Origin of the sequence: Anaerotignum faecicola, from assembly GCA_024460105.1 — a bacterium.
In the GTDB taxonomy this organism is placed as follows: Bacteria; Bacillota; Clostridia; order Lachnospirales; family Anaerotignaceae; genus JANFXS01.
In genome coordinates this window covers 12410-28948 of sequence record JANFXS010000004.1, presented here as the reverse complement: position 1 = coordinate 28948, position 16539 = coordinate 12410, and the positions used below count along the sequence as shown (strand labels likewise).

The 16539-nt window shown below is 44.0% G+C and carries 13 protein-coding genes; 4 read left to right on the top strand and 9 right to left on the bottom strand.

The window, feature by feature from the left end; all coding sequences use genetic code 11:
• Positions 1 to 143: 143 nt before the first annotated feature.
• The 6 genes from NE664_07360 to NE664_07335 form a co-directional block, all read right to left on the bottom strand.
• Positions 144 to 1493, bottom strand: coding sequence for a CdaR family protein (locus tag NE664_07360; protein MCQ4726471.1), 1350 nt, complete (start codon positions 1491 to 1493; stop codon positions 144 to 146).
• Positions 1486 to 2361, bottom strand: a complete 876-nt coding sequence (cdaA, locus tag NE664_07355) for a diadenylate cyclase CdaA (protein ID MCQ4726470.1) — start codon at positions 2359 to 2361, stop codon at positions 1486 to 1488. The genes NE664_07360 and cdaA overlap by 8 nt, the downstream gene beginning before the upstream one ends.
• A 37-nt stretch (positions 2362 to 2398) precedes the next feature.
• Positions 2399 to 3337, bottom strand: coding sequence for a hypothetical protein (locus NE664_07350; GenBank protein MCQ4726469.1), 939 nt, complete (start codon positions 3335 to 3337; stop codon positions 2399 to 2401).
• A gap of 175 nt (positions 3338 to 3512) precedes the next feature.
• On the bottom strand, positions 3513 to 4343 hold the full coding sequence (locus NE664_07345; GenBank protein ID MCQ4726468.1) for a hypothetical protein: 831 nt from the start codon (positions 4341 to 4343) through the stop codon (positions 3513 to 3515).
• 247 nt (positions 4344 to 4590) lie between these two features.
• Positions 4591 to 5223, bottom strand: a complete 633-nt coding sequence (locus NE664_07340) for an NAD(P)H-dependent oxidoreductase (protein ID MCQ4726467.1) — start codon at positions 5221 to 5223, stop codon at positions 4591 to 4593.
• A gap of 264 nt (positions 5224 to 5487) precedes the next feature.
• A complete protein-coding gene (locus NE664_07335) occupies positions 5488 to 7440 on the bottom strand; it encodes a sigma 54-interacting transcriptional regulator (protein ID MCQ4726466.1) in 1953 nt (650 codons plus the stop codon).
• Positions 7441 to 7721: 281 nt separating this feature from the next.
• On the opposite strand from NE664_07335, the gene NE664_07330 reads away from it, so the two are divergent.
• Positions 7722 to 8807, top strand: a complete 1086-nt coding sequence (locus NE664_07330; GenBank protein MCQ4726465.1) for an iron-containing alcohol dehydrogenase family protein — start codon at positions 7722 to 7724, stop codon at positions 8805 to 8807.
• A 256-nt stretch (positions 8808 to 9063) separates the two neighbouring features.
• Entirely contained in the window at positions 9064 to 9207 is a 144-nt protein-coding gene (locus NE664_07325; protein ID MCQ4726464.1) for a hypothetical protein, read from the top strand.
• 204 nt (positions 9208 to 9411) lie between these two features.
• On the opposite strand, the gene NE664_07320 is transcribed toward NE664_07325, so the two are convergent.
• From NE664_07320 to ilvD, 3 genes are all read right to left on the bottom strand, one after another.
• Entirely contained in the window at positions 9412 to 10293 is an 882-nt protein-coding gene (locus NE664_07320; GenBank protein MCQ4726463.1) for a hypothetical protein, read from the bottom strand.
• 499 nt (positions 10294 to 10792) lie between these two features.
• Positions 10793 to 12022, bottom strand: coding sequence for a pyridoxal phosphate-dependent aminotransferase (locus tag NE664_07315; GenBank protein MCQ4726462.1), 1230 nt, complete (start codon positions 12020 to 12022; stop codon positions 10793 to 10795).
• A gap of 673 nt (positions 12023 to 12695) precedes the next feature.
• Positions 12696 to 14354: a dihydroxy-acid dehydratase gene (gene ilvD / locus NE664_07310; GenBank protein ID MCQ4726461.1), complete on the bottom strand. Its 1659-nt coding sequence runs from the start codon at positions 14352 to 14354 to the stop codon at positions 12696 to 12698.
• Positions 14355 to 14636: 282 nt separating this feature from the next.
• On the opposite strand from ilvD, the gene NE664_07305 reads away from it, so the two are divergent.
• Together NE664_07305 and NE664_07300 are read left to right on the top strand one after the other, a co-directional pair.
• Positions 14637 to 15560, top strand: coding sequence for an AEC family transporter (locus NE664_07305; protein ID MCQ4726460.1), 924 nt, complete (start codon positions 14637 to 14639; stop codon positions 15558 to 15560).
• A 90-nt stretch (positions 15561 to 15650) separates the two neighbouring features.
• A complete protein-coding gene (locus NE664_07300; GenBank protein MCQ4726459.1) occupies positions 15651 to 16427 on the top strand; it encodes a sugar phosphate isomerase/epimerase in 777 nt (258 codons plus the stop codon).
• Positions 16428 to 16539 lie beyond the last annotated feature (112 nt).

Below are 16539 nucleotides of genomic sequence, written 5' to 3'. Positions count from 1 at the left end.
TAAAAAACCGGGCCGCATGCCGTTAAGCATTCCCAGCCCGGTTTTAATTTGGCGCGCGATTAATTTCAGAGTATGCGGCGTTTAAAATATATGCGTTTAAGGCGCGGAACCGCTCGATAAATTAAAGATATAAATTATCGGTTTTAGGCCGGTTCTTCCGTTTCGGCAGGAGGTTCTTCACCGACGGGTTCTTCCGGAGTTTCTTCGGCAGGCTCATCGTCGCCGCTTTTAACTACTGTTACCGAAACGATTACTTCATTTTTGTCAACTATTTCCACGCCTTCGGGAAGTTCGACATTCAGGGGTATTCTATATGTGCCTTCGCTTAGATCCGTAATCGATACGCTGCCTGTAAGTTCCATGCCGTCAAGCTGGGAAACGGCGCTTTCCGTTCCCGTTACGGCAAAGGAAATGTCGCCAGGGGCAACCTCGGCTATAAGCCCGTCTTCAAGCTCTACGTAAAACGATATGTTGTCAGATTTGACTACGGCAGTCCTTTCTATATTTTCGCTGAAATTAGCATTTATTGTAACGTCCATATTCTGCTGGCTTGTCATCAGCTTAACTCCTTCGGGAAGAAAATATCTCATGGCGTAAGTCATTGAGAAATCCGAGCTGCGGCCGTCTATATTAACGTCCGGAAGTTCTATATAATCGATGCCGTTTAATACTTCCTCGTCGCCGAGTATATATATATGATCCGGAACTATTTCAATATTTTCAAGGCTGTATCCGGAAATAGGGGTTCCCGAAACGTCAGCGCGCAGTTCAACGCGTTTGCTCATTTTAACGGGAATATAAACTTCAACCGACGGCGGCGAAATCTCAACGCCTTCAACAATATTTCCTGCCGAGTCGTATGCGGCAAGGGATGATACAATTGTGGTGTCCTCTTTTATATTTTCAACATTTACGGATGCCGTTACCTTTGATACGGAATCAACTTTTGACTGAGTGCCTCTTACGGAGGCAGTCTGAGTTCCAAGCTCCGGCTGAGCCATTGTGCGGCCGCTGTCGGCGCTCCCCACAATATCGAGGCTTATGTTTTTTTCGCTTGAAATAACGTTTTCTATTGAAACATTGACAGAGCTCGGCGTGCGCGATTCTATCTGATATACGTCGCTTAAATTTGACGGAAGTTTAACCGTTACGGCGCACGGAACCGGTTCGCCCATGCCGTCCTGCTCGTCAAGCAGGCTGAGGTCGATGTACGCCTGTATGTCGGCCCTGTTTTTATACAGCCTGTCAAGGGAGAGCCTTTGCCCGCGGATTTTAATTGTGATTTTACGGCCGGCTATTTCGTTGTAATTTGATATTGTCTGGCCGCGTTCTGTTATTACAGATTCGTTTTTTATTTGCAGCAACGCCGTAAAATTCCTTGTTTCCACAGGATTTTCAAGGTTTATAACCACAAACCACAGTATTACCGCTATCGCCAGCGAAAGGAGCTTCCACAAAAAATCTTTCATAAGCATTTCTTTGAATTTATTCATTGGAACGGCCCCCTTTCCATTTTGAAATCTTACGTTTTATGGACGGACGGGCCTTTGATTTACTTCCCTGAAGAAGCATGTTTTTAAGCGTTTCAGAGCTTAAATTGCGGTAAAGCGTCCCGCCTTTTGCAAGGGAAATCGCGCCTGTTTCTTCCGAGACGATTATTATAAACGCATCCGAAACTTCGCTTGCGCCTATTGCCGCCCTGTGGCGCGTGCCGAGATCCATGCTTATTTCATTGCTGTCCGTAAGCGGGAGGAAACATGTTGCGGCGGCTACCCTGTTGTTTTTTATTATAACGGCCCCGTCGTGGAGAGGCGTATTTTTTTCAAATATGTTTATAATAAGCTGGCTTGATACAATAGCGTCGATTGGTATGCCCGTGCGTTCAAAATCCCCCAAAGGCACCTGACGTTCCACAAGCATAAGGGCGCCTGTTTTGTCGCGGCTCATTTTAACGCATGCTTTTATTATTTCGTCTATGGTTTTTTCGGTAAAATTATTTTGGTTGTCATCGGTTTCGAATTTAAAGAGGTTCAAAAACGGCCCGGCTTTGCCGAGCTGCTCAAGGGCGCGGCGAAGTTCCGGCTGAAACACAATTATAACGGCTATTATGCCGACGGAAATGGTCTTTGAAATAAGCCATAGTATCGTGTTGAGATTTAAAAGGAGCGCAATAAGCGAAAACACGCAAATTACAAGTATCCCTTTAAAAAGTATCCACGCCCTCGTTTCTTTTATCCAAAAAATTATTTTATACGTCAAGAAAGCGACTATAAGTATATCAAGTATATCCGTTATTCCAACCGTGGGTCGTATAAAATCGGAGAGCCTTAGGCTGTCGAAAAAAGGTTTAAAATATTCCATTTGCGTGTTCACCCCCCTTTTGGTTTAAAATCCCGTATCAGTTTGACGTTTCGTTTTTGTTCCTGTCGGAAAAATCTATTTTAGGCACTGCCTTTACATAATAGTAGTAATTGTCGTCCTGAAATTTGACTCGTTCGGCCCTGCTGTAATCCAGCACAAAGTCCACGTTTACGGCTATATAGGCAATCAGCGCACTTACAACGGGGCTTATTATAACGCCGGCGGCGGAAAGATCCGCCCCTCCGAGGAACTTGGCGGCGAGCAGGCCGATTAAGATTACAGCAGACGATACGGCTATTGAAAATTGCCTTTCATTGTCTATAAACGCCGAATTTATAAGCCTGCCGGCGAGTACGGCCAATATAAGTACGGCGGCCGTATAAAGCCACCCTTTGTCGCCCAAAAGGGCTGTGGAAACATATTCGTATATTTTTACGCCTGTGTCAAGCGCGCCCATTGGCGTGAAAGTTTCACGAGGGGCAAGTTTAACCATTTCTTCAAGCATATAGGCGTTGTAGTGGAGAAAAACGGCCGTACCGACGGGAACGACGGCGCGGGCCCCGACATATATGCCCGCCAATATCGGCACCGCATACGGCACGCGCAGGAAATACGCGCAAAGCATTATGGGGATTATAAGGCTTTCTTTCGGAAAAACCCGCACATAAAAAACAAATATAAGGAAAAATACCAAAAAAACAACCGCCGCCGTTTCAACGGATATAAACATTAAATAAAAACAGCATGCCGCGCCGCAAAGTATTATGAACGCCGAAGGCGGGGTTACGGTGGTTAACGCCGCGCACAGCAGTATAAACAAAACGCTTTTGACGCCGCCTAAACCGCCTTTGCCCAGAGTCGATATAAGGGAAAAAACGAACAGTCCGCCTATAAATTTGAAAAACAATTCAAGCGGCATTTGATTTTTCCTGAAAATTTTCGTAAACTCCTGGCCGAGGGCTATTATTGATTCCATATGCAAATTCCTCTCTTTTGTATCGCGCCGCGGCGGGAGAAATACGGTTTTCCCCGAGGCGGCGGTATTTTCCGCACGTCTGGGCGTGCGGTAGCGTCTTTATTATATCCATGCCCGTTTAAGCGTGCGGGCTATTTTTTTCGTCTGTGCGGCTGAAAAAGCCGCCCGCCGCGTATCAGCCGCTTTTTGGTCCACGCCCTGTATCGGCTGCGCCGGCGGTCGTTCCGCCGGAAGTTTTAGGAGGATGGGTATTTGTATGAGAATTATTTTTTAACGGCTCAAAACGTCCTGATGCCGCGCTGTCCGAGTTTTTTATGTTTTTTAAGTCGGGGGAGGACGCTTTTTGAAGTCCGCGATTATTTAACGGCGCATTTCCTCCTTGCGCATGAAAATCGTTTCGGCGCGCGGGCACGGCTTCTTTATGGCTTTCCGTGCGGCGGAGTTTGGATCCGGCGTCGACGCGGCCGCTAGTTTCTTTCGGAACGTTTTCGTGTTTGGAATGTGTTTCGCCGTGAGATTTATTCCGCCCGCCGTCTGTTTCCCGAAGGCTTTCGCGCTCTTTGCCGTGTTTTTTGTCCATGTCGTCATGGATGCGGCGCATCCCCTGGGAACGGGCGTTTTTGGCTATATCGAGACGGCTGTCGTCCGCGTTCGTTTCAATGCCGTTTAGTTTTGAAATCATTTTTTCGTATATTTCCATGCGGGTTTCCGCTTCCATGTACCTTTTTTTGTGTATGAAAATTCCTATAACGGAATAAACCGCAAGAAGAACCAAAAGTATAATACCCATTTTAATAAGTTCGGACTTTGTAAAAAGGGAAAACAAATCGGCGTTTTTGATAAACAGCTTGTAGGAATAATAAAGCCCTATAACCACCAGATAGCCGAATATTATACCTATGCGCATGCTCAGATTTTTCCTGTAGATGTAATCCCAAAGATAAAGGGAGGTGATTTTGCGGTCTTCGTCGCCGAAATTTTTGTCGTAAATGGCAAGATTTGCCATTAACCTTATTTTTTTGAGATTTTCCGTTGCAATACGCCTCCTTTTATTTTTATACGCTCCTTCAATTATATCATAAACGGACCGGAAAATTTATAAAATTTTATTATTTTTTTTACGAAATATTGAACAATTTATTTCATAAAACTTTAGAAACGGATTTTTTTCCGCATATAAAGACCAAATCCGCATATTTCGGTTATAAAAACGGGCCGCCGTTTTAAAAGGCGGCCCGTACGGCGATTATTTTTTAACGCTTGGAAACGGACGGTTCCGGCTCCGCGCAGAAAGATTTTGCTTCTTTCTCAGCTTCTTCAAATGCTTTTTCAAGTATTTTTTCGGGATCGTTTCCCTGTATGTCAAGGCCTTCGGCGGCTATGCACTTAAAGTTTTTAATTCCGTAAAGGCCGCAGATTGTTTCTATATACCTTGCTCCCATTTCAAGATGTGAAAATTCTCCCGTCATGTATCCGCCTCTTGTGGTTATATACGCAAGCTTTTCGGCCCTGCACAGCCCGACGCTTCCGTTTTCGCCGTATTTAAAAGTTATGCCGACTACGGCGGTATGCTCTATATATGCCTTTAAAATTGACGGGAAACTGTTTTCCCATAGCGGAGCCGCTATTATAATACGGTCGGCCGCGGCAAACTGTTTTGCAAGGTCAAAAACAGGGCTTGAAAAATCCTTTGAAGCGGCAAGGCTTTCCCTTTGAGAAAGCGTATCCGCGTTTATAGGCTGAGGCCTGAGTTTATTTAAATCTATTTCGGTAATTTCCGCCTCTTTAAATTCCGCTTTTACGGCGGAAATAAATTTTGACGCCAGCTTATATGAACGGGATTTTTCTTTCCCGCGCAGGCAGGCGTTTACAAAAAGAATGTCCATTTATAAATTCCTCCTTCTTGCCCGGATAATTCTGCACCGGGCATTGCCAATAAATAAACGCTGTGGGCATACACGGCAAATACGCCGGGTTTTGGCTTTTATGAACGCTTTTATGGAGAGATTAGATGTTCTAATACAGCAAGGTATTATATGTTAAAAGTAAAAGCGGCATATATGGCCGGCATATGCCCGACAGGTATTGCCACTTATTGGCAATGCCCGAAGCAGGAAATCCGATGACGGGATAAGACGGGATATTATCCCCTATATTTCTATTTTATGATATTTCATCTTACTCCACAAGGTGGATCTGCTTATTCCCAGATCCGCCGCGGCCTTTGTGCGGGAAAAACCGTTGTTTTTAAGAGCCTGGAGTATTTTATTTTTTTCCCACAGATCTGCTTCTTCACGGCCGAAAGGTTCGGAATCGTCGTATAAATGGGACGGACGCCGCCTTTTTTGGCCGTCGTAAGGCGTTTGAAAATCTATACCCTTACTTATTTCGGCAAAAAGTGCGTTTGTGTTAATGTACTTATTATCCAACATTACGCTTAAACGTTCAAGTAAATTTTGTAACTCTCGTACATTTCCTCTCAATTCGTATTTCTCAAGTTCATCTATTATCTCGTGCCAAAGGGCCTGGTTGTTTTTGTAGCTTTTATAATTGAACGTCCTTAGGTACGAAACGGCTATTTCAAATATATCTTCTTTTCTTTCCCTGAGAGGCGGGATTATAAGCTCCAGAACGTTAAGGCGGTAAAAAAGGTCTTCCCTGAAACTGCCTTTTTTCACTTCGCCGCGCAGATTCCTGTTTGTAGCGGATATTACCCTTACGTCGACGGGGATAACCTTGCCGCTGCCTATGCGGCGTATTTCTTTTTCCTGTATGGCGCGCAGAAGCTGGGCCTGCATGTCAAGGGGCATTTCGCCTATTTCGTCAAGAAATATTGTGCCCTTATGCGCCATTTCGAATACGCCCATTTTTCCGCCTTTGCTGGCTCCGGTGAAGGAGCCTTCCTCATAGCCGAAAAACTCCGCTTCAAGCAGGCTTTTTGGTATGGCGGCGCAGTTTACGGCCACAAAGGGACCGTCGTGGCGGCCGCTGGCATTGTGTATGCTCTGGGCGAAAAGTTCCTTGCCCGTTCCTGTTTCGCCAAGTATAAGCACGGCGGCGGAAGAGGGGGCGTAGCTTTTGGCGATGTTTTTTGCTTCCTCGATTTTTTTGCTTCCGCCTTTTATGTCCGCGAAACTGTATTTTGCGGAAAAGCCCTTTTTATTTCTGTAAAAGCTTACGCGGGCGTTCTTTTCATGCTCCTGAAGTGTGGCAAGATCCTGGAAGGTGGAAACCACGCCCTTTTTTTTGCCGTTTATTTCTATGGGAATCCTGTGCGTAAGCACCGTGCAGTAAGGCAGTTCGAAAACGTCGCCTATGTCGCCGCCTTCTTTATCCATTGCTTTTATCATTTTTGTGCCTTTTACGACGCTGTCGATACGTTTGCCTTCAAGCCTGTCGCGCTTATCCCATTTGAGGAATTTGTAAACCATGTCGTTGGCGGCTATAATAATGCCGTTTTCGTCGGTTGCGAGGATTGCGTCGTTGGTAAAGTTGAAAACGACTTTATACTGTTCCATGCGGATAAGGTTTTCTTTGTTTTTTTCTTCCTCGTCTTTTTTTACCCTGAGTATTTCCGAGGCGGAATTTAAAAGGAACGATATTGTTTCGCGGCAGAAGCATAAAGGTTTAAAATTAATTCCGGCGGCTTTTGCGCTTTCATAGCTTTCCGGGGCGCAAAGATACAGCCCGTTTGGATCTTTATGTTCAAAGCGTTCGTTTTCGCGGCTGGCGCAGGGGTCATAATGAACCGCAGGCGCGTTAAAAAGGGACGAGAGCAGGCCGAAATCAATGCCGTCGGCTTTTTCGGCCGCTATATAAACTGTTTTCCCTTTTATATTTTCACCTTTTAAAGAAGATATGCAGTCCATTGTTGAAAAACCGTATTTTAAAATTTGGCCTTCGGAATTATCCGGAAAGGATATGGTGTCGTCGTCGGCCGTTATATAAAGCCGGAAGCCTTTTTTTGAATAATATTTTTCATCAAAATTTTTGCCGACGGCAAAAACAGGTATATTTTTATCCGACAACATAACCGACGCCGAAATATTTTCGGCATATTCCCTGTATCTGGTTATAATGCATATTTCCCTGTTTTCCGTCAAAAACGCCGCCTCCCATAATTACCGGACTGTTTCAATATCTAACATGAAATACAGTATACCATAAAAAAACAGATTTGAATATGTAAAATTTATTAATAAATATTTGTTAAATATTTTTCAATTATTTCATTGAAATTGATTAGAGGCGGCTGTATAATAAAAATTGGAAATATACCCTTATTTAAAAGGGTATACGGGCCTTTTGTCCCTGTCATCCCCCAGATGCAAACGCAGGGAGGGCTTAATCCGTTTAAAATCAAAAAAAGGAGCGTTGGAATTTTATGAATACCACTAATGTTTTATTCCCGGGATATACAATCGGTTCCGGTTTGGAAACTTATGAAAAACTTGGCGAACTTTGTTCAAGGTACGGCAAAAAGGCCGTCGTTATCGGCGGAGAAAGGGCTTTGGCAGCTATTAAGCCCGTGCTTACGGAAGCCGTTAAGGGTACGGATATTGAACTTGTAGGCTTTGAATGGTTTGGCGGCGTCGCTTCATATGAAAACGGCGACAGGCTCCTTGCTCTTGATACGGTTAAGGAAGCGGATATGATTTTTGCAGCCGGCGGCGGCAAAGCAATCGACACATGCAAATATGTGGCTATGCAGGCTAAAAAGCCGTATTTCACATTCCCTACTATTGCGGCTACATGCGCTTCTACAACGGCTATTGCGGTTATGTATTATCCTAACGGCGTGCAGAAAGACGTTTTTGTTGCTCCGCGTCCCGCTATACATAACTTTATCAATATCGACATTATCGCAAAAGCTCCGGAGGTTTATCTTTGGGCCGGCATCGGCGATACGCTTGCTAAATATACGGAAGTTCCTTTCTCATGCAGGGGCCTTGAGCTTGCGCATAAGGACGCCCTTCCATGCGTTATGAGCTCTATGACGGGAGATCCCCTCCTTAAATACGGTACAAAGGCTATGGACGACGTTAAAAACAACAGGTCTTCATTCGAGCTTGAGCAGACTGTTCTTGCCATTGTGCTTACAAGCGGGCTTGTTTCCTACCTTATTGACATAAACCTTAACAGCGGTATGGCGCACGCTATTTTCTACGGAATGACTGTACTGCCTCAAATCGAGGAAAGGCATCTCCACGGCGAAGTTGTAAGCTACGGCGTGCTTTGCATGCTTATGATGGACAAGCAGATGGAAAAACTTGAACAGATCTATAAATTCATGAAATCTATCGGCCTTCCTACAAAGCTTGCCGACATGGAGGTTTCTGTTGATGAAATAGAGCCTGCCCTTGACAGCGCTGTAACAAAATATGATATAGAGGTTGCTCCTTATAAGATTACTAAGGATTTAATGCGTCAGGCTATCCTTGATCTTGAAGAATACAACAAAACACATTGATTTAATCAAATCGGCAAGCGTCTTTAAGGCGCTTGCCGATTGCCGTTATTATAAGGAAGTTAAAATTTTTTTAGACGGCAAAGGCGTTGCGGAGTCCCTTAGCCGGCTTAGGTTTACAACAGCGCGCGCCCTTGTAAACTGAAGGGCGCTAATGCTTTACGCTTTATATAATAAAATGGGTGTAAAAAATTGATAATCAGTTTATGCGCGGCAAAATATCGGCCTTTGCATTAAAAAGAAATTTTGCGAACGTAAAATGGGCCTTGCCTTCGGCAGAGCCCATAATTATATACGCGGCATAACAAACGTCAAAATGCTTCCTACGGTTGAAAGACGCCTTGAAATATGCGGATATTTTAACGTTGCGGCTTCTGAATTTTTCGGCAGAGGTCTTAAATAGCCTCCGCCGCACATGAAATTATGTGTGAAATAAACCGCTATGAATGTGGCTATATGGAAATTTACCCCAATATACTGAAAACAGATTCGCCTTTTGAATTTATGGAAAAATATAAATGCTCAAGGCGGATATAATTTGTCTGCATCGTATATTATCATATGGGCAAAGCCTATTTTAATAATGCCGTCGGCATTTTCCGCGCTTTCAGCTTGCCGGCTTTTCGCCGAAACTGTCGTTTGCAACATCCAGCATTACGCCGCGGTTTATATTTATTATATCATAGAAATTACTGCTGTCGTCCAGCGGCCTGTAATAAAACACTACGTCGTCCCCTTTGAAGTAAAACCTGAGACTTTCATATTCCAAAGGTTTAACCGCATTGTTTTCTAAAATAATTTTAAACCCTTCGCTGTCTTTTATATAGTTTTCAGCGGAAATTCTGTTGCCGGTATCCAAATCAAAAGTTATCGAGTCCATTATATTCATCTTGTTATTAAAGCCTTCGATTTCGGCGGTTCCCGAAAAAAGTATGCTTATATATTTATCGTCGCTTTTTTCGATGCTGTAATCCATTGAAATTGATTTATACATATTGTTTTCGGCATAGCCGTTAACCAACCCCAGAATATCCTGATTCATATACTGCTGTAAAAGCTTGCCTTTGTAATTTTCAATCTTTGGGTAATTTATAACTTTGCTTTTATCGCCGTTTTCATAAACCTGCTGTGTCAAAGAATAACCGTTTTCCTCGGGGAAGTCTTTAGTTGGAAAAAGAAGGCCGTTAATAAAATCAATCGTTTCCTTTTCCAAATATGCCTTCCCGTTTTCTTCTCCGACACGGTAATCCAAATGTACGCGCAAATTTCCCAAATCAATACTGCCACTGCCTAAACGAACCAAATACATAAAATCATTCCCGCTGTATACGGATATTTTTTTATTGTCCTCGTCCCAGTAAACAGTATTGCCGCGGCTTTCTTCATATTCCCGCAGTCCTAAAAATCCGCCTGTTTCTTCCGCAGACGCAAAAATACAGTTGAACACAGTAAAAATAAAAGTTAATGCAAAAAGAAATTTTCTGTTCATAAACAAGCCCTCCCTCTCACATCTAGTAAATCGATTACATTGGCAAAGACATATAATTCATTAAAAAAGTTTTAAAAATACGAAATTTTTTTAAATTTATTATTTAAAATGAAACCGGCTTCAGTTTACAGAAGCGCAAGCGGTTTTAACGGACGTTGGAGGGGAAATAGCCGTGTTAAAGCCCAGAGATCTGCGTGGCGCCCGAACGTCTTTGTATTGCTCTTACGCCGCTGGCGTCCGTTAAAACTATCCGACCTTATAAGGGAAAATTTTTTTGCGATTAAAGGCGTATACGCGCCGGCACAGCGAATTATACGGCAAGCGTATGAAATGAAGAAATGCTGAAAAATTTTCCTTGCGGGGCGTGTGCGGCATTGTAAACCTAAGCTAATTCCCAGCCAAAGCTTTCGGACATGAAAAAAAGGGCGCTGGCAACGCAATTGTACGCCGCCGCGCCCTTTTGAAAGTTAAAATCCAATACATTTGCCGTCCTGCATTTTCAGCAGGCTACGCATGTTTTTTTTTCGGCCCTTAATTCCTCGACAAGGCCTATAATTTCATTCATGCCTTTAACAACGTTTTCTTCATCGGTAACAAATGAAAGCCTTATATAATTTTTAAACTGTTCGCCGCCCAAGCCGCTTCCAGGTATAGCCGCAACATTATGTTCCTCCCTCAGCCTTTCGGTAAATTTATCGCCGTCGACGCCGGTTGCCGAAACGTCCACAAACACATAAAACGCGCCCATAGGCTCCGCATATTTAAACTCCGGCACCATATCGAGATATTTGCATACAATGTCGCGCCTTTTCGCATATGTGTCAACCATAACCTGGCCGTCTGCTTTAACTTCGGGGAGGTTCATGGAATCCGCAAGGCCTTTTTGTATAAACGTAGGCGTGCATGTTACGCAGTAGTGGTGAACTTTAAGGAGGCTCGGCATCATCCTCTTGTCGAAAAGGAGGTAGCCAACACGCCACCCAGTCATTGAATACAGCTTTGAAAATCCGTTTCCGATAATCGTCCTTTCCCTCATACCCGGGAAAGAAGCCATTGAACGGAATTTTTTGCCGCCGTATATAATTTTGCTGTAAATTTCATCGCTGAAAACAATCAAATCGTGCTCGCATGCAATCTTTGCCACTTCTCCCAATACTTCGTCTGTGAAAACGACGCCCGTAGGATTGCACGGGTTATTTATTATAATCATTTTTGTCTTGTCGGTTATATTCCTTCTGAGTTCGTCGGGATCAATCTGGAAGCCGTTTTCGCCTTTTAAAGGAATATTGACAACTTTGCCGCCGGCCATATATATGAGGTTTTCATAATTAAAGAAGGCAGGTGTAAATATGATTGCTTCGTCGCCCGGATTTAAAAACGCCATTATTGCGTCGTTTATTGTTTCAGCGCCGGCTGAAGTTACGATGATTTCATTTTCCGGATCATATTCAAGGCCTGTAATATCTTCTGTGAGTTTGCCGATTTCGCGCCTTAATTCGATAAGTCCCCTGTTGTTGGCATAATGCGTATGTTTATCGTTAAGAGCCTTAATAGTAGCGTCTACAATACCCTTAGGCGTATCAAAATCAGGCTCGCCTTCGCCGAAATTTACTATTTTGCGGCCCATGGCCTCAAGTTCAAAAACCCTTTCGCTTACCACCCTCACAGGTGAGAAATAACAATCTTTAAGCCTGTCGGCCCCTTCATATATATTCCTGTCAATACCCATAACGGCATGCCTCCCAATATCTATATCAAAATATTTTCCTTCCCAAGTGAACTGTTTAGAAGTATAGCACACTATCCGCAATATGGCAACATATTTCCTTGAGAAAAATACATTATTCACAAAATCTAAAATAATATTCGATATATAGTGGTTTATATAACTTTTAAGAATGTAAATTGTATTTAAAAGGGAACATAACGCCCCTATACGGCGGCATGCGTTTCTGTACGGCAGGTCAATTTTTACCCCTAAAGCCGGACGTTTGCGCCGCCGCTTGAAATATGCCGAAATGGCGCTTTATTTTAAAAACATATAAAAAATATTACAAAAAATCCGTTCAAATTGCAAAACGGTTTAAATATTAATAAAAAAATCCGGATACGGCTTTTAACGGCGCGGCGTAAGCCGAAATATATCGTATGTTTTAGCCGGCTTTCATAAGGAAGGCTTTAAAAATACTGACGTTCAAAACATATTGCGGCTTGAGATAAAACGGCTGCAACAAACAAAAACTATAACTTATATTGTTTTTTAAAAGGAACAAGTTAATGGCCGATAGCAGTCCGCTTGTTATTGCGGTTACGGATATTAAATTATATTTTGCCAAATAAAAATAAGGCATGCGCGTTTAAAGCACATGCCTTTTTTGTTTAAGCCGCTTTATGAGGTGGGATTACCTTTTGAATACTGCTCCGGCCATTGCGCTTGATACAAGCCTTGAATACCTGTCAAGATAGCTGCCCGGTTTTACAGGAGGCTGATGAGGCGTCCAGCCTTCTTTCCTCTTTTCGATTTCTTCTTCGGGAACGTCGAGGTTTAAAACGCCCGCTTCAATATCTATATCAATCATGTCGCCGTCTTTAATAAACGCGATCAAACCGCCTTCTGCCGCTTCAGGAGAAACGTGGCCGATTGCCGCGCCCCTTGTGGCGCCGGAGAAACGCCCGTCTGTAACAAGCGCTACGCTTTCGCCGAGACCCATGCCGATAATTGCAGATGTAGGCGTAAGCATTTCCCTCATGCCGGGGCCGCCCTTAGGCCCTTCATAACGTATAACAACTACGTCGCCCGGTTTGATTTCGCCGCCGTAAATTGCTTTAACAGCAGGTTCTTCCTGATCGAATACCCTTGCAGGGCCCCTGTGCTTGAGCATTGCGGCGTCTACGCCGGCTTTTTTGCATACCGCGCCGTCTTTAGCAAGGTTGCCGTATATAATTTTAAGGCCGCCCGTAAGCGAATATGCGGTTTCTTTTGTTTTGATAACTTCATCGTCAAGTATTTTTGCGCCTTCGATATTTTCAAAGAGCGTTTTGCCCGTAACGGTAAGGTTGTCCTTGATTAAGCCGTATTCTTTAAGCCTTGACATGAGGCCCGAAAGACCGCCGGCCGCGTCGAAATCTGCCGGGTAGTGGATGCCGGCAGGTTTAAGCTTAACGAGATGCGGAACCTGAGCGGCAATTTTTTCAACTTCGTCAAAGCTGAAAGGTATGCCTGCTTCATGGCAGATTGCGGCAAGATGAAGCATTGTGTTTGAACTTCCGCCGATTGCCATGTCTACAACAAGAGCGTTGTGAACGGCCGTTTCGTTAAGGATCTGTTTTGCGGTGATGCCTTTTTCAAGGAGTTCCACAATTTTCATACCTGTCCTTTTTGCAACGGCAAGTTTACGGCCGCTCATTGCAGGAAGCGTTGCGCCAGGAAGGCATAATCCGAGGGCTTCCGTAAGGAAATTCATTGAGTTTGCGGTTCCGAGGAGGTTGCATGCGCCGCATCCCGGAAGCGCGCACTGTTCAAGCTCGCTTAATTCTTCGTTTGTCATAAGCCCGCGCTGTACAAGGCCCGAAGATTCCATAAGATCGGTATATCCGGCTTTCTGGCCTTTAAAGCTGCCCGTAGCCATAACGCCGCCGCTTATGATTATTGTGGGAAGATCAAGCCTCGCCGCCGATATAATCATACCGGGCGTTATTTTATCGCAGTCGGTTACAAGGACCATAGCGTCGTAGCTGTGGCCGTTCATCATACATTCTATGCTGTCGGCTATAAGTTCGCGGCTTGCAAGAGGATAATGCATGCCGTAGTTGCCCTGTGCGATACCGTCGCATATGCCGATTGTAGGGAACTCGATTGGGGTTGCCCCGGCGGCGATTATACCTTCTTTAACAGCCCTTGCTATATTATCAAGGTGCCTGTGTCCAGGCATTGATTCGTTTTGTGAGTTAACAACCGCTATAAGCGGTTTGTCAAGGTCTTCAGGAAGAAGGCCCATCGAGTAGTAAAGCGCCCTGTGGGTAGCCCTCTCGAGGCCTTTTGTCGTAATATGGCTTCTCATTAATATTTCCCCCTTAAAATAATAAATAAAAATGATTGTTGTATTTTTAACACGCACAATAAATATAGCATACAAGCATGAGTTTTTCAATAAGCATAAATGCAATAATTCTGATATTTTATATATGTTTTTTTAGGGAATGTTAGATAAAACATATAAATGGGCCTTTTTTTTATGCAAAACATATGAATATTTTGGACGTATAAACGGCGGGCGTTGTTGATTTTTTATTTTTTGTCTAGTATAATTATCTGCATACAAAATCTTAGGGGGAATGGCGTTATGGCGTTTTCACAGCTTGTAAATTCAATGGCTATGCTGCTTTTGATGATACTGCCGGGGTTTATATTCAAGAAACTTAAAATGATTAACGAGGATCAGACAAAAAGCGTTTCAAACATAATAGTTAACCTTATAGTTCCGGCTATTATCATAAACGCTTTGCAGGTTGAAAAAACCGGCGAGCTTATGGGGCGTATGGCAAGCCTTGCGGTGTTTTGGGCGGTTATGATTATTATCGGCCTTATTATATGGGTTGTTTGGAGCAAAGCGCGGCATATGGACAGGGTTGAAAGCAGCGTGCTTGCGGGAGCGCTCCTTGTGCCGAATACCGGGTTTATAGGAATACCGCTTATAAATCAGTTTTACGGGGCGGAGGGCCTTTTGTATGTGTCGATTTGTGAAATAATAAGCGATATATGTGTTTTTACTATTATATATACCATAATAAGCAGGAGCGCCGGCGTTAAGGAAAAAATGAAAATAAAAGAGCTTTTAAGCCCGCCTATTGTCGCCGTCATAATCGGGTACGCATTATTTGCTTTTGAAATCAAACTGCCGGATTTTATTTCGGGGGCGGTGCAGAATATAAGCGGCGCGTCGGCGGCGCTTGCAATGTTTGTTTTGGGAAGCCAGCTTGCAGATATTAAAGGGAAGGAATTTTTCGGCGATTTGAGCGTTTATCCAAAAGTTGCGGGAAGGCTTATACTTATGCCTGTTATAGCTTTTATAATATTGAGGGTTATAGTTGGGGATACTTCCCTTATGAGCACCGTTTTTATATTAAGCTGGGGACTGCCGGCAGGAGTATTTTGCGTTGTGCTTGCCGAAAAGTTCGGCGCAAACCCGTCAATGGCCACGAAAAGCGTTATGTTAAGCAATATATTTTGCCTTATAACCACATCTGTTTGGGCTATGGCGCTTTAAAGGGCGTTCCATGCGTTTGGAAAAAAACGGCTGACGGGAAAAACATCATTACGGCTGAATTTTATAATTTACGGACAGGAGTGATTTTTAATGGATATAGGCGTATGCCTTCCCGTAAAATACTATACGGACGCCGCAAGGTTGGGGTACGGGTATTTTGAGGCGGCCGGCACGGAGATAGCGCAGATGGACGAAGGGACGTTTTCGGATTTTGTTTCACTTGTGAAAAGGACGGGGCTTAAAGTAATCGGATATAATTCCTACTGCGGGGCCGGCGTTCCCATAGTGGGCGGCGGATTTTCCCGCGAAAAAGCGGCCGCATACGCCGCCAAAATGGCCGAACGCGGAAACAGGCTGGGCATAAAATCCATCGGCGTGGGAAGCCCCGCGGCAAGAAGGCTTCCTAAAGGATATCCCATTGAAAAGGCCGACAATGAAGCCGTGGAGTTCTTAAAGGCGACTCAGGCGGAAGCGGGGAAATACGGACAGGAAGTGCTTTTTGAAGCCGTGCACAGCCATATGACGGATTACTGCAATTTTACGGCCCATGCCCTTGAAATTATGAAAAGATGCGGCGACGAAAGGATCGGCCTTGTGCTGGATTTTTACCATATGGAGGCCATGGGAGAGGATATAAAAGATATAGGATATGTTATGCCTTATGTAAGGCGGCTTCATGTATGCCGTCTGCTTAAAGATTACGGGCGAATGTTTGTTACGGACGACGACAGGGAATTTCTTACGGAGATTAGAAATTCGGTTTCGGCGCGCGGGTATAACGGCACGTTAAGCCTTGAAGCGGACTGGCCTTATTTTGAGGAATACGGCGCGGAAAGCATAAGGGTTTTAAAGGATATTTTCGGATAGGCGTACGGCGCGCGGGCAGCCTGTTTATAACTTTATACGGGATGTAAGCCGAATATATTGATTTGTAAAAAATACTTAAATTAAAATTAAGGGGCTTCAAAAATTATGCGGC